Here is a 19122-nt window from a genome sequence, read left to right on the forward strand (position 1 = left end):
CAGATGTACGGAATGCCAGACGAAATCGATGTGCAGGCGGACGGAGCGCTGCGCATCATCACGCTGAACCGTCCCGATGCGCTGAATGCGGTCAACGACAACCTGCACGTCGGGTTGGCTCGGTTGTGGGAGGCGCTCGACGAGGACGCCGACGCTCGGGCGGCGGTGATCACGGGTGCGGGTCGGGCGTTTTCGGCCGGCGGCGATTTCAACTACCTCGACGAGTTGCGGCGCGATGAAGCCTTGCGCCAGAAGACGATCAAGCACGGGCGCGACCTCGTCATCGGCATGGTGCGCTGCCGCATCCCGGTGGTCGCCGCGGTGAACGGCCCGGCCGTCGGGCTGGGCTGCAGCCTGGCCGCGCTGTCCGACGTCGTCTACATGGCAGAGACCGCGCATTTCGCCGATCCGCACGTGCAGATCGGACTCGTGGCCGCCGACGGTGGTCCCCTGGTGTGGGGTTCGCAGATTTCGTTGTTGCAGGCCAAGGAGTTTGCCCTCACCGGTGTGCGGATCAAGGCTCAGCGGGCCCTCGAACTGGGCCTGGCCAATCATGTGGTGGAGGATCCGCTTGCCGAGGCGATCGCATGTGCCAAGAAGCTCATCGATCTGCCGAAGCAGGCGGTCGAGGCCACCAAGCGGTTGATGAACATCCAGCTCGAGCAGCAGGTGATGGCGTCGCTGGACTACGCCAACCTCGCCGAGTATGTGTCGTTCGGCACCGCTGATTTCAACCGGATCGTTGACGGCCTGATCGCCAAGAGCTGAGCTCGCCGGCTTTCTGGCTCGAGTGGCCACTTATGGCACGCGGATCTGTGAAGAACGCGTCATAGGTGGCCGCTGGGGGTGATTCCTAGAAGGTGAGCGCCTCGGAGCGCTGGACCGTTCCGGTGACGCCGCCGGCATCTTGACCGGCCAGGCGTATCGCCGCGCGGCCCATCGCCTCCGGCGGCTCGACCATCTCCGGCGGGATCTGCAACCCGCTACCGCCGGCCTGCCAACCCTCGGTGAGCACCACGCGGGACGGGCTCAGGCAGTTGACCGCGATGTTGTCACTGCGCAAGTCGGCGGCCAGTCCCAGATACAGGCGTTCAGCGGCGGCCTTGGACACCCAGTACGCGTTGGCGCCGTGCTCGACCATGTCGACTCCGGTGGTGGTGATCGCGATGAGTGATCCTCCGCCACGTTTGCGGACCTCGGGTATGACTGCCTTGGTCACCAGGAACACCCCGGTGAGGTTGACGTCGAGGCACAGTTGCCAGCGTTTGAGCGGCGTGGTCTCGATGGGCCCGAGCCAGAGCACACCGGCGTTGGCGACCAGGATGTCGATGCCGCCGAACTCCGAAACCGCCGTGGCGACAGCCTTGTTCACCGATTCCTCATCGGTGACGTCGCAGGTGACCGGCAGCGCACTCCCGCCCGCGTCGTTGATGGCAGCGGCCACCGAGCCGATGGTGCCGGGCAGCTTGCCCGGTTGTTCGGAACGCGCCGCCACAGCCACCGCTGCACCTTCGGCAGCCAGTGCGGCAGCGATCGTGGCGCCGATGCCGCGGCTTGCGCCGGCGACGAAGGCGACCTTTCCGGTCAGGTTCATCGCGACAGACTATTACTTGGGCGGGAAGCGCAATGCCCCATCGAGACGGATGATTTCGCCGTTGAGGTAGTCGTTTTCGATGATGCTCTGAGCCAGCTGGGCGTACTCGGTCGAGCGGCCCATGCGCTTGGGGAACGGCACCTGCGGACCCCAGTACTGCTCGAGCTGATCAGCGGCCTTGCCGTACGCCGGGGTGTTGATGGTGCCGGGGGCGATGGTGCAGACCCGGATGCCCAGCGGCGACAGGTCACGCGCGGCCACGAGAGTCATGCCCAACACACCGCCTTTGGCGGCCGAGTAGGGTAGCTGGCCGATCTGGCCCTCGTATCCGGCGATCGAGGCGGTGTTGACGATCACGCCGCGCCCGCCTTCCTCCAGCGGTTCGGCCTTGGCGATCGCCGCGGCCGACAGCCGCATCACGTTGAAAACCGCGGTCAGGTAGAACTCGATGGTCTTCTTGAACCCGTCGAGGTCCAGCGGTGAGCCGTCCTTGCCGACCAGCCGGCCCCCGGCGGCGGGGCCGCCGTGGGTATCGACCGAGATGCGCAGCGGGCCAAGGGCTTCGGCCTCGGCGATGGCGGCCAGCACAGATTCCTCGGAGGTCGCGTCGGTGCGCACGTAGCGGACGCCCAGCTCCTTCTCCAGAGCGGTGCCCTTCTCGTCGGCGAGGTCTGCGACGACCACCTTGGCGCCTGCGGCCTGCAGGCGGCGGACGGTCGCCTCACCCAGGCCGCCCGCGCCGCCGACGACGATCGCTGAACTACCGGCGATTTGCATACGGTTCCCCTTCTTGCAACTGAGACTCTCTGACTGCGAGAATAACATTCTCTTACCGGGTGAACCAGGGAGTCGATCAATGCCTGAAGCCGTCATCGTGTCCGCACTGCGTACCCCTATCGGCACCGCCAAGAAGGGGACGCTGCGCGATACCGACGCCTATGCGCTGGCCGACCACGTGGTGCGGGCTGCGGTCGAGGAACTGGCCGGGCACGACACCGTGCCCATCGACGACGTGATCCTCGGTGAGGGTCTCTACGGTGGCGGCGTCATCGCCCGTCATGCCGCGATCACCGCCGGGCTGACCTCGGTGCCCGGCCTCTCCAACAACCGGCACTGCGCAGCGGGCCAGGCCGCGGTGCAGAGTGCGGCCGCAGGTATCCGCGCTGGTATGGACCAGTTGATTCTGGCCGGCGGGGTGAACTCCGCCTCCACCTCGCCCCGGTTCGTCCGGGCCACCGGCAGCGCCAAGGATGCCGAGTGGGTGAACTGGTTCCCGCCCACCCATCCTGACCGGCCGGACGCGCCGAACATGGACATGTCCATCACGGTCGGCTGGAACGCCGCGGTCAAGGCCGGGGTCAGTCGCGAGGAGATGGACCGGTGGGCATTGGGCTCGCACCGCAAGGCGATCGCGGCCATCGACGAGGGCCGGTTCGCCGACGAGATCGTCGCGATCGACACTCCGCACGGATTGTTCGACACCGACGAACACCCGCGCCGGGACACCACCCTGGAGAAGCTGGCCGCGCTCAAGCCGCTGCACCCGGAGATCGACGGCTTCTCCATCACCGCGGGCAATGCGTGCGGCGCGAACGATGCGGCTGCGCTGCTGACCATCGCCAGCGACAAGCTGGGGTTACCTGCCCTGGCCACCGTCAAGTCCTGGGCATCGGTCGGGGTGGACCCCGCCTCGACGGGTCTGGCACCGGTGGAGGCGATCACCAAAGCACTGCGCAGAGCCGGGCTTTCATTGTCAGACGTGGATCTGTTCGAGATCAACGAGGCTTTCGCTGCGATGTGTGTGGCCACCATCAAGCTTCTCGACATCGATCCGGACATCGTCAATGTCAGTGGCAGCGGGTGCTCGCTGGGCCATCCCGTGGCCGCCACCGGGGCACGGATGCTGGTCACCCTGGTCCATGAATTGCGCAGGCGGGGCGGTGGTATCGGGGTGGCCGCGATGTGCGCGGGCGGCGGGATGGGCTCGGCCACGGTCATCGAGGTGGACGGAGGCGCCCCGGCGGCGACATGAAATACAGCGCCGTAGGCTTTTTCCCGATGACGATGGCAGATATCGAAGAACTCATCGCCGCCGCGCGCGGCGGTTCCCAGCGCGCCGTCGGGCGGTTGCTGAGCTTGGTCGAAAGTGACCGCCGCGACGAGGTTCTGGCCGTGCTGGGCGCAGCCTCACCACGGGTCATCGGAGTCACCGGTCCGCCTGGGGCGGGAAAGTCGACGACGGTCGGCGCCCTCGTCGGTGCGTATCGCGAACGTGGCCTGCGGGTTGCGGTGCTGGCGGTGGACCCGTCGTCCCCGTACAGCGGTGGTGCGCTGCTCGGTGACCGGATCCGGATGGCCGCCCACATCAACGACCCCGATGTGCTCATCCGGTCGGTGGCCACCCGCGGGCACCTGGGCGGGCTTGCCGCCGCGGTGCCGGCGGCGATCCGGCTACTGGCCGCGCTGTCCTACGATCTGATCGTCCTGGAGACCGTCGGCGTGGGGCAGTCCGAGATCGAGATCGCCGCGATCGCCGATCCGACCGTGGTGATCCTGAATCCCGGTGCCGGAGATGCCGTGCAGGCCGCCAAGGCCGGGCTGCTCGAGGTCGCTGACCTGGTGGTGGTGAACAAGGCCGACCGTGATGGCGCCGACCAGACCGCTCGCGATCTGAGGGCCGAGGCCACCGTGCCGGTGCTCAAACTTGTTGCGGCACAAGGGGAAGGTGTGGCGGAGCTGGTGGAGGCCATTGACGCCCACCACCGGGCCGATACGCCTGCGCGCCGCACGGCACGGGCCCGCACCCAGATTCTCTCGCTGGCGCAGACGTTGCTGCGCAATCACGCCGAGCTGGATGGTTTGGCCGCTGCGGTGGCCGACGGCACCACCGATCCCTACAGCGCCGCGGCGAATCTGATCGCTGATTCAGCCGGGTAGATCCAGGACCCGCCGCATCGTCTGCAGCAGCTCGGTGCGCAGTGTGTCGTCGTCGATATCGGCCACCAGCGGATGCATCACCGTGACGCTGATCAGGCCGGACAGTACCGCCGCATGGACGCGTGCCGTGTTGCCCGACTGATCGCCCAGCATGGCCGCGTAGAGCCGACCGATGAACTGCTGGAACGGTTCATGTTCGGTCAGCAGTCGCATCACGACGGGGTCGAACCGGAGTGTGCTGGCGGCACGTCGACGCGCCACGGCCGTCTCCACCACCCGGGTGAGCAGCAGTTCGCGGGCTCGGGTGGGGGACCCTTCGGCCTCGGCGGCTTCGAGCGCATCCTCCAACTGGCCGAGTTCACGTTCGGTGAGTGCGATGACGATGGCTTCTTTGGTCTTGAACTGGTGGTAGACCGCGGCTTTCGTGACGCCGAGGGCATCGGCGATCATCTGCAGCGACGTTCCGCTGACGCCGTGATCGGCGATCAGCTCCAGAGCCGCATCGAGGATGCGGGTCTGGGCGGCGCTGCGTGGGGTCCAGAGCACGTGTCGACAGTAACCGGAAGGCCGGGCGGATCAGGCTTCTGCCGCGGTTTGCTCGGTCGAGAGCATCGAGTTGGCGTGGGCGAGGATCTCGGTCCGCGCGCGCGGACGGGCGATGGCCAGTAGACAGATGTCGAAAGCGTGCAGTGCACCGGCGCGCAGTTGCTCGGCGGTGATATCGCCGGCTGTCCATCGGCGTTGAAGGTGGAACAGGACCATCGCGGCATGGTCGGCGAGGACGTCGGGGTCGATGTCGTCGCGCAGTGCACCGCGGCGGGTCGCGGCTCTGATTTCGGTGACGATGAGATCCCAGCCGCTCCAGCGCAGATTCACCTGATCGAGGAGCCGGTCGTCCATGAGCACGGCACGAACGACAGCTTTCGGAATGTCGGCGACGACTTTGTCGATCGACAATGTGATGGCTTCCCAAATCCGTTCGATCGGGTCTGTCGCCGAGAGTTGGTGTACGGCAACGTCCATGGAGTCGAGTGAGCGTTGGATGAGGGCGGCCAGTAGGCCTTCTTTATCGCCGAAATGGTTGTAGAGAGTGCGGACGCTGACGCCGGCTTCATCGGCGAGGCGACGCATGGACAGCTGTTCGACACCGTGTTGTTCGACGAAGTCGCGGGCAGCATCGAGGACGTGCGCGCGGGTTCGCTGCAGGGCGCGTGAGGCCATGGATGTCACTGTACTCAGTTATGCCACAGTGGGCGATATTTGCCACGGCGATTCAAATGTATAACACCGTTGCACTTTGCAGCCGAGTGTGGTTAGCATCACAGCGCCCACATAGACGATCTCGAACTTGCGAGGGACAAGCATGGCGCAGCAACAGCCCGACTCCGCTACCAACGGTGTGGCGGAGGAGCCCTACATCGTGGTCTCGACGGACAGCCACGTCGGACCGTCGCTCAAGAACCAGTTGCGGCAGTACTGCGAACCGAAATACCTCGAAGAATTCGATGAGTTCGTCGCAGAGATGGAAAAGCACGGCATGTTCTCGTTGCGCTCGTCCAAAGCCGGCGACAAAGGCTATGACGAGAACTGGTCACTGGATCAGTCCCAGGCCGAGGATTTCGCCAAGACAGCGGGCATTCGCAATCCGGACCAGATGGACCTGGGCTTTTTGAACCGCAGCTACGAACACAGTTTCGTTCCCGGCCTTCAGGACCCGGCGGCTCGGCTTGCCGACATGGACGAACAGGGCGTCGCCGCATCCGTGATCTATCACGGCGGTCTCAACGGTGAGTCGATTCCGTTTTCGACGACGGGTCTCATCAGTTGGGGTGACTCGAAATACGACCACCTGGAGGACCTCGGGGTTCGTATCTACAACAGGTGGCTGGCCGATTTCGTGTCAACGGCGCCCGAGCGCAGCGCCGGCATCGCCCATATTCCGATCTCCGACCCGGCCGCCTGTGTGCGTGAGGTCAAGTGGGCGGCCGAGGCGGGGTTGCGAGGTATCAACCTGCCCGCTCCCCGCAATGACATTCCGATGTTGAACGACCAGGTGTGGGAGCCGCTTTGGTCGATATGCGAAGAAACCGGAATGTCGCTCAACACACACGGCGGCGGGGGTGAGCACTATCCGTACGAGGGTGAGGGCGCCCAGGCGATGTACATGATGGAGACGCTGTTCCGCACCCGTCGCGGCGTATGGGTAATGATCCTCGGCGGCGTGTTCGAGCGCCATCCCAAGCTGAAGATGGTGCTCACCGAACAATGGATGGATTGGGCCCCGGAAGTCATGGACGACATGGACGGGCTCTACCACTCGCGAACCGGTGAATGGGTTCGTGCGGCACTGTCCATGCCGCCGTCGGAGTACTTCAAACGCAACTGCTTCATCGGTGCCAGCTTCATGTCCAATTGGGAGGCGAAGCTGGGAGTCGAGAAGGGCCTCACCGACAAGGTCATGTGGGGCGACGACTATCCGCACGCGGAGGGAACCTGGCCCGACACCAGGGAAGCTATTCGGTTCACATTCAACGACATTGAGCCCGAGAACGTCCGCAAGTACATCGGCGGCAACGCAATCGACGTTTACGGTCTCGATCGCACGAAATTGGCCGAGGTGGCAGCCAAGATCGGCCCCACGGTCGACGAGGTGGCAACGCCCTACACGGTTCCCGAGGATGCCGTCATGGGGCTCTACGCGTTCCGTACCGGCCCCGGCCGCTTCATCTAGCCAATCTGTCGACAGCGACGAGGAGACATTGAAATCGTGGGAGAGCCAACGGCTGTGACGTCCCCGTGCCGGTCGGTGACGGATGACGAAGTCGACCATCTGCACGAATTCGGTTGGGTGCAGCTGAAAGGCTTCGTGGACCCTGACGTGGTGCGCAAGATGCTTGCGATCGCTCGCGACGAGATGGGCGACGATGCGGACAGCAACCCGCGGCAGGCCGACGCACCGGCCGAAGCCGACGGTGAGGAGCAAAGCGGTCTGGCGTACTTCAACGTCGGGCAGAGTGCCGGCCTGACGGACCCGGTGATGCGACCGTTGATCGATGAGGTAGGCAAGAGTGCAAGCGTGCTGCAACGGCGGCGAGCTCCCGACGGTACGGCCGTCGGCACGCGGTACTACGCGGACTTCTTTGCACCAAAACTACCCAGCACCAAGACTGCACGGCACGGCGGGAACGGACCCACCGCGTTCCATCAGGATTTCATCACCTTCTCCGTCGACAGGTCCGGGGGCATGACCTTCTGGTTTCCGTTGGAGGCGTACGGACCTGAAGCCGGGACGATGTCGTTCGTGAACGGATCGCACCGCGCCGGCGTGATGGGTGATTACACCACCTACGGTGCCGGTGATGCTCTGGATGCGTTTCCCGAGCTTCGTGATCTGGAGATGAGCCAACAGCTGACGTACGAGCTCGGCGACATCTCGGTTCATACGCACCTCACGATCCACGGCGCGGGCGCGAACGCGATGGATCGGCCGCGTTGGGCTTACCTACTGGTCACTCAGCCCGCTGACGTGTGCTGGAACGGGTCCGCCACGCCCAACTTCGATTCCAGTCGAATGGCGCAATGGCAGCCGCTCGATGACGAGCGCTTTCCGCTGATCGGCTGAGCCAAGGACTCCAGGAGAGCACAGACATGGCGGCAACACCCTTCCCGAACCGGAACTTCATGCAGATGTGCTGGACCGTGCCCGATCTTCGGAGTGCCATCGATTCCTGGGTGCGCAACGCCGGTGTGGGACCGTTCTTCTGGTTCGACGGGGTCGATTTCACCGATGGGAGACACCGGGGGACACCCGCCGACTTCCCGAAGGTTCAGGCGGCGATCGCCTACGCCGGTGAGGTGCAGATCGAACTGGTCTGCCAGGACAACGACGAGCCCGGCGTCTTCCGGGATCTCTTCGGAGACGGCGAGTTCGGATTACACCACATGGCGTTGTACTGCAACGACTACGAAGTCGAGCGCGACGCCTACATCGATGCGGGCGCGCAGCTGGCATTCGAGGGCAAGCTCGATGGCATCCGCACGTGCTGGGTCGACACCTCTTCCACGCTCGGCTTCATGGTCGAGCTGCTCGAGCCGAGCGCGGCGCGGGATGCGGGGTTCGCCGCCATGCGGGCTGCTGCTGAGAAGTGGGATGGCAGCGATCCGGTCGTCACGTTCTGACATGGCCGAAATATCTACGGAGGGATGACAAATGCCGGTACTCGCCAATGCCAGAGTGTTCGATGGCCGCAGGATGCTGCCCGGCAGCCAGACGGTGACCGTCGAAGGGAATCGGATCTCCGCCATCCATCCGCATTCCGGGCCGGTTCCCGATGGGGCAGTCGATGTCGCCGGAATGACGTTGATGCCCGGCCTGATCACGTCACATCTGCATCCTGACTTCTTCAAGTTCAGCATCGCCATCGCCGCCACCGAACGCCCCGGAAAGGAGCTGCCGCCCGGCGTCATGATGGCGATCGGCGTGCGCACCTGTCGCGTGCTGCTGGAGAGCGGGTTCACCGGCTACTCCGGGGCCTCGTGCGCGCACGACATCGATGCGCAGCTCAAGATGGCCATCGCCGAGGACATCATCCCCGGACCGCGGATTCGTGCCTGCGGGCACCATCTCGGCACCACCGGCGACATGAACAACAGTGGGCGTTGGTGGAAGCGGTACGAGACACCGGGAACCGACGTCTGCGCTGACGGGCCCGATGCCATGCGTTCGCTGGTGCGCGAAGAGATCAATCGGGGTGTCGAGACGATCAAGATCTTCGCCAGCGCCGGCCACGGCCAGCTGCACCGCACGACACGGAACATGTCGCGCGACGAGATCGCCACGATCATCAGCACGGCCCATGAGCGCGGCGCGAAGGTACGTGCCCACGTTTCCGACAAGGCGATGATGCTGGAGTGCATCGAGCTCGGACTGGATCTGATCGACCACGGCGACGAGATCGACGAGGAAGTGATCGCGGCCATGGTGGAGGCGGGAACGTTCTGGGTGCCGAGCCTCATCTACCCGTGGAGCCTGCTCGAACTCGGCTACGCCGCTGAATTCGGGGTCACGCCAGAGCAATACGAGCACACCCGGGCAATCCTGCCGCTCGCGCAGGCAGCCGGGGTCCGGATATTGATCGGCGACGACTACAGCGGCATCTTCCGCGATCTGCTCGACGACGATCCGCTCGACCACCAGGTCGGAAACTATGGTCGCGAGTTCGCCTACTACGGAGCGATCGACGGGCTCTCGGCAGCCGAGGTGCTGAGCTGGGGTACCTGCAACGCCGGCCAGTTCTTGGCCGACGAACCGGAGCGGCTGGGTGTGATAGAGCCGGGCGCCCTGGCGGATCTCATCGTCGTCGATGGCGACCCGCTTGCCGATCTTTCGTTGTTGTCCCGTCCGGCAGAGGCGCTCAAAGCGGTCATCCGCGACGGTGTGTTCGTCATCGATCGAATGGGTGCCGTCGGCGCCGAAGGAACTTCGGAATCCAATGTCCTGCATCGGGAGCTTGCGCTGCGATAGCCGGCGTAGGCCTTCCGACGAACAACTGACGAGGAGCCATGGCAAGAAACGTGCAACGGCGTGTCGCAGCAGGTGCCTGCCTCGGGATGTTGTGTGCTGGAATCGGGTTGGCACCAAATGCGTTCGGTGATGAAGCGACCTTCCACATCATGAGCGCGCAAGATCTGTGCAACTCGATCTGGCCGACGTCGCAGGCAATGCCTCGTCCGGACGCGTTCGGAACCGTGTGTGCCAGGAAGGGCGGTGTCCTGGAACGGTTGTCAAAATCCATGCCGGCGTTCATCTCCGACACCTTCAAGCTCGAGCCGGGTAGCGCGGTCGAGCTCCCGGTCGGCTCTGTACGCGTGAATCCGGACGACCCGATGAGTGACTGGCTCATTCCCGACTGCCATGTCTCTGGCGGCCCCGAGTGCGGCACCTGAGTCGAACCGACTACCGACGACAACAAATTTTCCCGGATCGGGCACGAAATCGTTCTGAGAGGCGGAATCCATGACAGTTGGAGCTGTGAGCGATGTTTGTTATGACCCCTACGACGTCGAGCTGAATGTCAGTCCGTACGCGACGTATGCGCGGCTTCGGGAGGAAGCGCCGCTGTACTACAACAGCGAGTACGACTTCTACGCACTGAGCCGATTCGCGGACGTCGACAGTGCATCTGTCGACGTCGAAACGTTCAGCTCGGCCCGGGGTGACGTGTTGGAAACCGTGAAGGCCAACATCGACATCCCGCCGGGCTTCATCATTTTCGAGGATCCGCCGATCCACGACATCCATCGCAAGTTGCTGGCCAGGATGTTCACCCCGCGCAAGATCAGTGCTCTCGAACCCAAGATCCGTGAATTCTGTGCTGAATGTCTGGATCCCTTCGTCGGCGGCGAGCGGTTCGATTTCGTGGCTGATCTGGGCGCTCGGATGCCCATGCGGGTGATCGGAATGCTGTTGGGAATGCCAGACGAGCATCTCGAGGCCGTCCGCAAACGATGGGACGACAACCTGCGAACCGAGGCCGGTAAACCGATGGAGGTCGCCCCCGAGGCGATCGACGCGGGCGAACTCTTCGCCGAGTACGTCGAGTGGCGCGTCGAGCATCCATCGGACGACATCATCTCCGAGTTGGCCAACGTCGAGTTCGTCGACGAGACCGGTACCACCCGGCGACTGCGACGCGACGAACTCCGTGCTTACGCGAGCTTGGTCGTCGGCGCAGGAAACGAGACGACCAACCGGCTGATCGGATGGGCGGGCAAGGTGCTGGCCGAATATCCGGACCAGCGGCGCCAGCTCGTCGAAGATCCTTCACTGATAGCCAAGGCGATCGAAGAGCTTGTGCGCTTCGAGCCGTCGGGCCCGAACATGGCCAGATATGTCACCCGGGATGTCAGCTACTACGGACAGACGGTGCCGGCGGGCAGTGTGATGCTGTTGATGCTCGCTGCGGCCAACCGCGATCGTCGTCACTTCCCGCCCGACGGCGATGTTTTCGACATCCATCGCCGTTCCCCTCAGCACCTGGGGTTCGGCCGCGGTGTCCACTATTGCCTCGGCTCTGCGCTGGCCCGACTGGAGGGACGGATCGCACTGGAGGAGATCCTGAAACGTTTCCCCGAGTGGGACGTCGATCTCGCACGAGCGACGTTGACATCGACCTCTGCCGTGCGCGGCTGGGAATCCATGCCTGTCGTTCTTCGGTAGTGCCGAATGCGCTGCCCATGTTGTCCTGAGAAATAGCAAGGAAAGGCAGAGTTGCCGATGACCCCTGAGGATGTCGTACGCGCGGAGATTGCGGCCTGGGCGACCAACGATGTCGACGAAGTGATGCGCCATTTCGCCGAAGATGCCACCTTCGACATCGGCCCGGACTGGCCGAAACTAGCTGGGCGCGAAGCAATCTACGACTTGATGAAGGTATTCTTCGGCCGCGGCAAGGTCGTCGATCTAGAGATACGCCACCTGGCCGTCGACGACGATGTTGTGTTGATGGAGCGCTTCGATCACTGGGTCATGGAAGGCACACCGTTGAGCTGGCCGGTGATGGGTTCCTATCAGGTCCGAGACGGCAAGGTGGTCGCTTGGCGCGAGTACTTCTGGCCGGCGGACGGCGATCCCGGATATGGTTCGGCCGGGGTGTCCTGAGCCTGATGTGCTGGAATGCTCGCTCGGCTCACCGAGCGCGAGACCCTGTGATTCGTGAAGCGGTTCGCCAATGTCGCTGCCGCGCTGTCCAGATCGCCGGCTGACACGTGCGACACCAAGAACCTTGCCGTGCGGAAGGTGTAGGAGTAGAGGAAGATCGGGAGCGCTATCGACTGATGGTTGTGGCGCCCGACATCCCCGAGCTCGTGACCGTTATCGGCGGCTGGCTCTTCGATCGGGCAATGGCGGGATGGGACGTCACCGCACTTGTCAACGAAGATTCCGATGTGCGCCCGTTACGCATTCTCGGTGTTGGTGCGGCGGAACTGGACTCCGTGTTGTCGGCATATGCTCCCGCGTTTCCGGCAGGTGTCGTTTCTTTTGCCGGCCACCACTATTCGAGCGATCCTAGGACCCGCGAACTCATCCGCCGCGTCATGGACAGCGGCGCGGCCGAGTTGATCGTGTGGGGAGATGTGTGTCCGGCGGAATTCAGGGCACGCCTGCTTCAGGTGAGCTATGAACCCACCATTGCGGCGCAGGTGTTCAAGAAGCACGCACTCGTGGCGGTCGGCCGCCCCGATCGAGGCGTCGACGCAAGAGAGTCATTTCGGTGTGGCGTCCGTCCCCGGCCTGCAGTCGCGCAAGCCGGCTCCCTTGCCTGAAACCGACTGAGGTAACGCGAATAGTGGGAGGTCCAGTTGTTCAGTGTTGAGGAGAGCATCGATATTGCATCAGCGCCGGAGGTCGTCTGGTCGCTGGTGGGTGATCCGGCGGCGATCTGCGGTTGGCACCCGGGCATTGAGTCCTCATCGATCGTGCACGGCGTGCGTCATTGCACGCTGATGGGTGGGGGAGAGGTCGCTGAGGAGATTGTCGAGCACTGTGATCGGCAGCGCTACTACGTCTACGTGGTAGTGGGCGGACAGTTCGGAATGGTCGACTATCGATCACGCATCCAAGTGCTGGGTATCGACGGCGGCGGTGCACGGATGAAGTGGAGCGGGCAGTTCGACGCCATCGAGCCGGCGCACGGGAGTCTTATCGCGGAGTCGGTCGCCACGACCTATCGCGATGGTTTGACCGCGGTCCGGAACCGCCTGGCGTGACGGCCTTTTGGCCGCATCAGGCCTTGCAGGCGTACATCTTGATCCCACCGATTGGAGGAGGAGCTCGTGCTGACATTGGCAGGCAAGGTCGCGATCATCACCGGAGGTGCCCAGGGGATGGGCGCCGAGCATGCCAGGACATTCGTGGAACTCGGCGCGAAAGTCGCAATTGCCGATGTGTTGAGGGACGAGGGGCGGGCTGTAGCCAAAGAGCTCGGCGCAGAGGGAGAGTTTTTCGATCTGGACGTGACAGACCCGGAACAGTGGACTGATGTGGTCGACCGCGTCACGAAAAAGTGGGGCCCTGTGACAGTCCTCGTGAACAACGCCGGCGTTCCCGGTCCATTCGTCCACACCGCTGACCTGACCGTAGACGACTATCTGAGGACTATCGCCGTCGATCAACACGGGGTGTTCTACGGCATGCGGGCGGTGATTCCGGGCATGGCCGACACCGGCGGCGGTTCGATTGTCAACATCGCCTCCGTGGCAGGATTCGCGCACGTCCGGCATGTTCCGAACGCCGGCTACACCGCAGCAAAATTCGCGGTGCGTGGCCTCACCCGTGCGGCCGCTGTCGAGTATGCGAAGAAGGGAATCCGCGTCAACTGTGTGATGCCGGGACCGGTCGCCACTCCGATGATGCTCAATTCCGGCATGGATGATGTGCGCAGACTGGCGGGCAGTGGTGCGGCGATGGATCGTTGCGCCGAGCCACGCGAGGTCTCGAACATGGTCGCGTTTCTCGCCTCTGACGCAGCCTCTTTCATCACCGGCGGGGACCATTTCGTCGACGGCGGTCAAGCCGCGGGCTGGTGATCGGGTGGGGGCGGCCCTGAGGCGGTTCGAAGCGCATCAGGGCCACGCACCTTCAGTTGCTCAACTCAGCTTGTACAGGTTGATCGCATTTTCGCTGAGGATCTTTCGGGCGTTCTCGGGCGAGGTTGCCGCGACGACGTCGTTGATCGCGCTGGCCGAGTATCCGAATGTGCCTTCACTGTGCGGATAGTCCTGGGCCCACATGACGCGGTCAGCACCCAGATAGTCCAGCAGCTTCAGGCCTATCGTGTCGGTCTGGAACGTCGCGAACATGTTGTTCTGCCAGTAGTGGCTCGGGCGGTGTTTCATCGGCCAGTCGAAGAGTTCGCGATGGGCGCCGTAGGTGAGCTCGGCGTCCTGGAGCGCACCGGCAATCCAGTTGATGCCACCCTCGGCGAAAACGACCTGCAGGTTCGGATGGCGGTCGAAGATGCCACCGAAGATGAGGGCGCCGAAGGCGCGGCGGAAGGGTGCGGCCTGCATCAGGAAGAACGTCCCGAAGCCGCCCCGGCCGCCCGAGGACGGCACTTCTCCGATGTGGAAGTTGACCGGAAGGTTCGCCTCGGCCACGCACGCCCAGAAGCGGTCCATGTCAGGGCTGTCGTAGTCGATGGCCTCGCCGTGCGCATTCTTGCCCGGGCTGAAGGGAAGCATGAAGCTCTTGAGTCCGAGGTCCACGATCTGCTGAATCGCTTTCTCCGCATGATCCGGGTCCCACCAATTGCTGCAGATGCCGACGCCGTAGAAGCGGCCGGGATTCTTCTTGTCGAGCTCGGCGATGTACTCGTTGTAGGTCCGGTACATGAGCTCTTGCATCTCTTGGTCCGGATAGCGGATGAAGGCCAGCAGACTTTGCGGATAGACGATTTCCTTGTCGATGCCCTCGGCGTCGAGATGGCGGTTGCGAACACCGAATTCGAACCCGTCGTTGAGGACGGAGCGGGCAAGCGCGGTGTCGACGTCAGCGCTTTCCGGGTATGCCTGCATCGAGTCGGGGAAGCCGACACGCCAGTAGCGGTCGAACCAGACCCGGGGCGCCGCTTGGCGGCGGTCCGCCGGAAAGCGCTCGTAGAAGATGTCCTCGGTGAGTTCGATGTGGTTGTCGGCCGAAACCAGAACGAGGTCTTGAGGCAGCTTTGCGACCTCTCGAGGTTGGCTGGTCCGGTCGACGATCATGCCGGCTTCGGCGGTCAGCGGATTCTCAAATGTCAGACGTTCGTCGAGCATGTCGGCCTCTCCGTCGATTTCTTTTGCACGGCACCGATTTCCGGGCCATGAAGCGCTCAGGGGCCAAGGTCTGACTGTTGACCTCGCCGCGCGACATTGTGATGTTAACCACATCGGCCTTAAATTGCAACACTGTTGTACTTATAGCTCAGAGTGTTAAAAGGCGCAGGGTGCGTCGTGGTCCAGGCGTTGGAACTGAAGGCGGCGCAACATATTTCGATTCAACCGCGTTCGGCTGCGACATACTGCTTGACGTTCCATTCGCGGGGATCGTGGGCCGCTATCGGCACAGCGCGCTCGGGCGTCCCGTCGATCACTTCAGTCCAGCGCTCGGCAACGGCCTCGAGCGTCAACGGTTTCTCGGTGAAGCCGGCGGTTTCGGCCAGGTAGACCCGATTCACGAGCCCACCGGCACCATTGATGGTGTCGCCGTTCACCGGGCAACTTTCGTGCGACAGAAACGCGGCGACCGGGGCCACCAATTCCGGTGGCAGCGCGGCCTTCGCCATCTGGTACATCGGTGAGCTCTCATCCTGCTGGGCGGCCACCATGCGGGTGAACGCACCGGGATTGAGGTTGTTGACCTTTATGCCATATGCGGCGCCCTCGCCGGCGAGCGCGCGGGTGAACGAGAATATTCCGCCTTTGCTGGTGCTGTACGCCACGAGGAGCGGTGCGCCGGCGAACGCCCCCGAGCCGGTGTTGACGATGCGTCCATATCCGTTGGCTTTCATGTGCGGCCACGCCGCGCGGCACGTCCAGATGGTGCCCATCAGATTGATGTCGATGTGCTGGCGGATATCGTGCGAGGTCATTTCGTCGAACGCCGCGGCGATCGAGATGCCGGCGTTGTTGACGAGGACATCCACCCGGCCGAACGCGTCGATCGCCGTGTGGATCAGCGCGGCCGCGCCCTCCTCTGTCGCGATCGAATTGTGGTCTGCGACAGCGCTTCCGCCCGCGCGGCGGATCTCATCGACCACCGCGTCGGCCGACGCGGTTCCCTCATAGCCCGGTGCGGCGCTCCGGCCGATGTCGTTGACGACGACGTTCGCGCCGCGCTGGGCCAGCAGTAATGCGTGGGAGCGGCCGATGCTGGGATTACCGCCTGCGCCGGTGACGATCGCGGTGCGGCCGTCGAACCGAAGTTCAGTCACGGAGTGCCTTTCTCGATTGGCTGGACGCAGTCGCTACCGCGACCTGAGACCGGCGGGCAATGGGCGATGTGATGCTAACCACAAGCCGTTCAATAGTGCAACGGTGTTGTAATTTTAATCCGCCGTGGCAAACGCGAACCTCACGAGCTCAGGCGAGTGGTGTCAGCCGACGACTGCTTCCATGGGTGCTCTCGAGCTTTTGGCGGCGGTCTGCCCCGCGCGGTAACCGAACACCATGGCCGGCCCAAGGGTGCCGCCCGCGCCACCGTATGCCTTGCCTGTCACGCCGCCCATCGCGTTGCCCGCGGCGAACAGGCCGGGGATCGGAGCGCCGTTGACGTGCAGGACACGGCCGTCTCGGTCGGTGCGTGGCCCGCCCTTGGTGCCCATTGCGCCGATCTTGACCGGTACCGCGTAGTACGGCGCGGTGTCGAGCGGGCCGAGCGTCTGGCCGGCCGGAGTGGCCGCCGAATTGTCTCCCCAGTAGCCGTCGTAGGCGCTGGATCCGCGGCCGAAGTCGGGGTCGATGTCGTTGGCGACGTTGTCATTCCATCGGGCCAGGGTCGCGGCCAGACCATCGGGATCGATTCCGGTCTTGGCGCCGAGTTCGGCGAGAGTGGCCGATTCGCAAAACCACTCCGGTACCGCGTCGCCTGGTTCGACGCCGAGGAAGCCGTAGCGCTGCAGGTGCCCGGAGTCGAACACGATCCAGGCAGGGTCGTTGGCGTAGCCGATTTTGGGATCGAGGTACTGGAAAGCGCCGGCCATCGAGTTGTATTCGCCTGCCTCGTTGAGGAAACGCTTACCGGCCCGGTTGACGATGATGCTGCGGGGCCGGGTTCGCTCCAGTCGCACACTGCGGCTACGCGGGTGCCCGTCGATCGTGTCGCCGGGGATCTGCACGATCGGAACCCACCAGGCCTCACCCATGTTGGCCAGGTCGGCGCCGTGTGCCATGGCCATCCGCAGGCCGTCGCCGGTGTTGTTCGGCGGCGACACCGCGCCGCGCATCGGCCCGCGCAGGTAGGTCTCGACCAGCGTGGCGTCCCATTCGAATCCGCCGGTGGCCAGCACGACGCCGCTGCGGGCGCGGATACGAAGATCGGCACCATCGATGTGTATGCGCACCCCGGTGATGCCGGTGGCGTCATCGGTCAGTTCGACCGCGCGGGCCTCGGTGACCGGTTCGATACCGCGATCGAGCAGGCCGCGAAGCAGACCGGCGATCAGCGCGGTACCGGCGACGCAGAGGTCGGCGGCGGGATCGTCGTAGACCGCGTGGATCCGCGCGCGCGTTTCGGCATCGATGCCGACATTGCTGAAATCCGCTGGGAAGGAAGTGATCCGGTCTTTCCAAACGCCGAGTTTGCCCCGGTCTACCGGGCCCGCGCTCAGGGACCGCCCACCACCGGGCCGCCCGCCGGGCAGTTCGGGTTTGTAATCGGGAAAGCCCTCGGCGACCGCGAAGCGCAGCTCACTGTGTTCCTCGACGAAATCGAGCATCGCCGGGCCGGTGCGCACGAAGGTGTCCACCAGATCGGCGTCCATGTAACCGAGCGATTGGGCCTGCAGATAGTCGACGGCGTCGGAGACGGGCAATGGTCCGTCGGCGCTGCGGTCGTGGGCCGGTATCCACACGATGCCGCCGGAGACCGCGGTGGTGCCGCCCACTGTGGGCGCCTTCTCGTAGATCGCGACCGATGCGCCGTTGACCGCCGCGGTCAGTGCGGCGGTGAGTCCGGCGCCACCGCTGCCCAGGACGACGACGTCGACTTCGGCGTCCCAGTCGACGCCCTCGTTCCGGCCGGCCTCGTCAGATTCGGTACGGGTCACTGTCATTCCCTTTCAGTACAGGATCGCCGATAGTTCGTTTGCCGCTCGGACCACCGCGTCCTTGCCGCCCAGCACGACGTCTTCGCGGTGCGAGATGAGATTGATGCAGGTGGGCGGTGACGGCAGCCGCCGCCGCACGGGTACCGCGAGACCGTAGGTGTCGGGTTCGATCTCGCCGTGGGTGATCACCCAGCCCTGTTCGCGGGTCTGGCGGACCAGTTCGCGTTCACCGGGACGCGGCGGCATGCTCGCCAGCAAGGCCACTCCGGCCGCCCCTCGGTCGAGCGGGTGGCGGCTGCCCTCGTGGAAGGACAGCTGGTAGAACACCTGCGTCGGAACGATCACCGCGACGGCCACCTGCTGATCGCCTTCGGCCACCAGCAGGGACACCGTGCTGCCGAGCTCGTCGGCGAGGGCGCGCAGCGTCGGGACGCTGAGCTGGCGCATGTTGTTGTCGAAAGACGAACCGAGTGCGGCCAAACCGGCGCCGGGCCGGTAGCGGCCGTCCTCACCCTTTGTCACATAACGGAACTGGCTCAGGGTGGCCAGCAACCGGTAGGCGATCGTGCGGTGCGCGCCGACATGGTCGGCCACCTGCTGCACGGTGAGCCCCGTGGGCGCCGCGGCAATGGCACCGAGCGCGCTGAGGCCGCGCGCCAGCGTCTGCGAACCGGGCGCCCGGGCGGGGGCGTCGTCGGTCTTCGATTGTGCCTGCGGCTTGATTGCCTTGGCCGGCATCGCGCCCCTCCTTGACAGATAGAACCGCGAGAGTGATGCTCTGATAAT

The 19122-nt window shown here is 64.4% G+C and carries 21 protein-coding genes; 13 read left to right on the forward strand and 8 right to left on the reverse strand.

What is annotated here, in order from left to right; genetic code table 11:
• Positions 1 to 3 precede the first annotated feature (3 nt).
• The gene (locus H977_RS0122175) at positions 4 to 768 is read left to right on the forward strand and encodes an enoyl-CoA hydratase/isomerase family protein (RefSeq protein WP_029109930.1); all 765 of its coding nucleotides are present in this window, start codon (positions 4 to 6) and stop codon (positions 766 to 768) included.
• An 85-nt stretch (positions 769 to 853) separates the two neighbouring features.
• Here the strand turns inward: H977_RS0122175 and H977_RS0122180 are convergent, their stop codons facing one another.
• Together H977_RS0122180 and H977_RS0122185 are read right to left on the reverse strand one after the other, a co-directional pair.
• Positions 854 to 1594 carry an SDR family NAD(P)-dependent oxidoreductase gene (locus tag H977_RS0122180; protein WP_029109931.1) on the reverse strand — a complete coding sequence of 247 codons (741 nt, stop codon included), beginning with the start codon at positions 1592 to 1594 and terminating at the stop codon, positions 854 to 856.
• Positions 1595 to 1606: 12 nt separating this feature from the next.
• Positions 1607 to 2371: an SDR family NAD(P)-dependent oxidoreductase gene (locus H977_RS0122185; protein WP_029109932.1), complete on the reverse strand. Its 765-nt coding sequence runs from the start codon at positions 2369 to 2371 to the stop codon at positions 1607 to 1609.
• 79 nt (positions 2372 to 2450) lie between these two features.
• Here H977_RS0122185 and H977_RS0122190 point away from each other — a divergent pair, with 79 nt between their 5' ends.
• Complete coding sequence (locus H977_RS0122190) at positions 2451 to 3626, forward strand: thiolase family protein (RefSeq protein WP_029109933.1); 1176 nt, start codon at positions 2451 to 2453, stop codon at positions 3624 to 3626.
• Between the two features lie 26 nt (positions 3627 to 3652).
• On the forward strand, positions 3653 to 4531 hold the full coding sequence (gene meaB / locus H977_RS0122195) for a methylmalonyl Co-A mutase-associated GTPase MeaB (RefSeq protein WP_155946771.1): 879 nt from the start codon (positions 3653 to 3655) through the stop codon (positions 4529 to 4531).
• On the opposite strand, the gene H977_RS0122200 is transcribed toward meaB, so the two are convergent.
• Together H977_RS0122200 and H977_RS0122205 are read right to left on the reverse strand one after the other, a co-directional pair.
• Positions 4520 to 5077 carry a TetR/AcrR family transcriptional regulator gene (locus H977_RS0122200; protein WP_029109935.1) on the reverse strand — a complete coding sequence of 186 codons (558 nt, stop codon included), beginning with the start codon at positions 5075 to 5077 and terminating at the stop codon, positions 4520 to 4522. The genes meaB and H977_RS0122200 overlap by 12 nt on opposite strands.
• A gap of 30 nt (positions 5078 to 5107) precedes the next feature.
• On the reverse strand, positions 5108 to 5752 hold the full coding sequence (locus H977_RS0122205; protein ID WP_029109936.1) for a TetR/AcrR family transcriptional regulator: 645 nt from the start codon (positions 5750 to 5752) through the stop codon (positions 5108 to 5110).
• 142 nt (positions 5753 to 5894) lie between these two features.
• On the opposite strand from H977_RS0122205, the gene H977_RS0122210 reads away from it, so the two are divergent.
• The 10 genes from H977_RS0122210 (at position 5895) to H977_RS0122255 (ending at position 14119) form a co-directional block, all read left to right on the forward strand.
• Positions 5895 to 7262, forward strand: a complete 1368-nt coding sequence (locus H977_RS0122210; RefSeq protein ID WP_051288997.1) for an amidohydrolase family protein — start codon at positions 5895 to 5897, stop codon at positions 7260 to 7262.
• A gap of 75 nt (positions 7263 to 7337) precedes the next feature.
• On the forward strand, positions 7338 to 8153 hold the full coding sequence (locus H977_RS0122215; protein ID WP_196808300.1) for a phytanoyl-CoA dioxygenase family protein: 816 nt from the start codon (positions 7338 to 7340) through the stop codon (positions 8151 to 8153).
• 26 nt (positions 8154 to 8179) lie between these two features.
• Entirely contained in the window at positions 8180 to 8710 is a 531-nt protein-coding gene (locus H977_RS34495; RefSeq protein WP_051288998.1) for a VOC family protein, read from the forward strand.
• 31 nt (positions 8711 to 8741) lie between these two features.
• Positions 8742 to 10055 (forward strand): amidohydrolase family protein, encoded by a 1314-nt coding sequence (locus H977_RS33670; RefSeq protein ID WP_081681801.1) that lies wholly within the window; start codon positions 8742 to 8744, stop codon positions 10053 to 10055.
• 149 nt (positions 10056 to 10204) lie between these two features.
• Positions 10205 to 10477: a hypothetical protein gene (locus H977_RS0122230; protein WP_155946772.1), complete on the forward strand. Its 273-nt coding sequence runs from the start codon at positions 10205 to 10207 to the stop codon at positions 10475 to 10477.
• A 70-nt stretch (positions 10478 to 10547) separates the two neighbouring features.
• Positions 10548 to 11750, forward strand: a complete 1203-nt coding sequence (locus H977_RS0122235) for a cytochrome P450 (RefSeq protein WP_029109940.1) — start codon at positions 10548 to 10550, stop codon at positions 11748 to 11750.
• Positions 11751 to 11807: 57 nt separating this feature from the next.
• Complete coding sequence (locus tag H977_RS33675; protein ID WP_036476773.1) at positions 11808 to 12191, forward strand: nuclear transport factor 2 family protein; 384 nt, start codon at positions 11808 to 11810, stop codon at positions 12189 to 12191.
• Between the two features lie 182 nt (positions 12192 to 12373).
• Entirely contained in the window at positions 12374 to 12856 is a 483-nt protein-coding gene (locus H977_RS0122245; RefSeq protein WP_155946773.1) for a hypothetical protein, read from the forward strand.
• 36 nt (positions 12857 to 12892) lie between these two features.
• Positions 12893 to 13300 (forward strand): SRPBCC family protein, encoded by a 408-nt coding sequence (locus H977_RS0122250; protein ID WP_029109942.1) that lies wholly within the window; start codon positions 12893 to 12895, stop codon positions 13298 to 13300.
• Between the two features lie 66 nt (positions 13301 to 13366).
• Positions 13367 to 14119: an SDR family oxidoreductase gene (locus tag H977_RS0122255; RefSeq protein ID WP_036476777.1), complete on the forward strand. Its 753-nt coding sequence runs from the start codon at positions 13367 to 13369 to the stop codon at positions 14117 to 14119.
• A 60-nt stretch (positions 14120 to 14179) separates the two neighbouring features.
• Here H977_RS0122255 and H977_RS0122260 read toward each other — a convergent pair whose 3' ends face one another.
• From H977_RS0122260 to H977_RS0122275, 4 genes are all read right to left on the reverse strand, one after another.
• A complete protein-coding gene (locus H977_RS0122260; RefSeq protein ID WP_029109944.1) occupies positions 14180 to 15346 on the reverse strand; it encodes an amidohydrolase family protein in 1167 nt (388 codons plus the stop codon).
• A gap of 221 nt (positions 15347 to 15567) precedes the next feature.
• A complete protein-coding gene (locus H977_RS33680; protein ID WP_051288999.1) occupies positions 15568 to 16503 on the reverse strand; it encodes an SDR family NAD(P)-dependent oxidoreductase in 936 nt (311 codons plus the stop codon).
• Between the two features lie 162 nt (positions 16504 to 16665).
• Entirely contained in the window at positions 16666 to 18342 is a 1677-nt protein-coding gene (locus H977_RS33685; RefSeq protein ID WP_051289000.1) for an FAD-dependent oxidoreductase, read from the reverse strand.
• 6 nt (positions 18343 to 18348) lie between these two features.
• Positions 18349 to 19074, reverse strand: a complete 726-nt coding sequence (locus H977_RS0122275; protein ID WP_036476780.1) for an IclR family transcriptional regulator — start codon at positions 19072 to 19074, stop codon at positions 18349 to 18351.
• Between the last annotated feature and the right edge of the window lie 48 nt (positions 19075 to 19122).

This window comes from Mycobacterium sp. URHD0025, assembly GCF_000426065.1.
GTDB lineage: Bacteria > Actinomycetota > Actinomycetes > Mycobacteriales > Mycobacteriaceae > Mycobacterium.

Excerpts from the sequence above, each read along its gene's own strand:
- H977_RS33675 (WP_036476773.1), top strand. The coding sequence starts at position 11,808 with ATGACCCCTGAGGATGTCGTACGCGCGGAGATTGCGGCCTGGGCGACC.
- H977_RS0122185 (WP_029109932.1), bottom strand. The coding sequence starts at position 2,371 with ATGCAAATCGCCGGTAGTTCAGCGATCGTCGTCGGCGGCGCGGGCGGC.
- H977_RS0122180 (WP_029109931.1), bottom strand. The coding sequence starts at position 1,594 with ATGAACCTGACCGGAAAGGTCGCCTTCGTCGCCGGCGCAAGCCGCGGC.
- H977_RS0122260 (WP_029109944.1), bottom strand. The coding sequence starts at position 15,346 with ATGCTCGACGAACGTCTGACATTTGAGAATCCGCTGACCGCCGAAGCC.
- meaB (WP_155946771.1), top strand. The coding sequence starts at position 3,653 with ATGACGATGGCAGATATCGAAGAACTCATCGCCGCCGCGCGCGGCGGT.
- H977_RS0122205 (WP_029109936.1), bottom strand. The coding sequence starts at position 5,752 with ATGGCCTCACGCGCCCTGCAGCGAACCCGCGCGCACGTCCTCGATGCT.
- H977_RS33670 (WP_081681801.1), top strand. The coding sequence starts at position 8,742 with ATGCCGGTACTCGCCAATGCCAGAGTGTTCGATGGCCGCAGGATGCTG.
- H977_RS34495 (WP_051288998.1), top strand. The coding sequence starts at position 8,180 with ATGGCGGCAACACCCTTCCCGAACCGGAACTTCATGCAGATGTGCTGG.
- H977_RS0122230 (WP_155946772.1), top strand. The coding sequence starts at position 10,205 with ATGAGCGCGCAAGATCTGTGCAACTCGATCTGGCCGACGTCGCAGGCA.
- H977_RS0122190 (WP_029109933.1), top strand. The coding sequence starts at position 2,451 with ATGCCTGAAGCCGTCATCGTGTCCGCACTGCGTACCCCTATCGGCACC.
- H977_RS0122210 (WP_051288997.1), top strand. The coding sequence starts at position 5,895 with ATGGCGCAGCAACAGCCCGACTCCGCTACCAACGGTGTGGCGGAGGAG.
- H977_RS33685 (WP_051289000.1), bottom strand. The coding sequence starts at position 18,342 with ATGACAGTGACCCGTACCGAATCTGACGAGGCCGGCCGGAACGAGGGC.
- H977_RS0122275 (WP_036476780.1), bottom strand. The coding sequence starts at position 19,074 with ATGCCGGCCAAGGCAATCAAGCCGCAGGCACAATCGAAGACCGACGAC.
- H977_RS0122175 (WP_029109930.1), top strand. The coding sequence starts at position 4 with ATGTACGGAATGCCAGACGAAATCGATGTGCAGGCGGACGGAGCGCTG.
- H977_RS0122235 (WP_029109940.1), top strand. The coding sequence starts at position 10,548 with ATGACAGTTGGAGCTGTGAGCGATGTTTGTTATGACCCCTACGACGTC.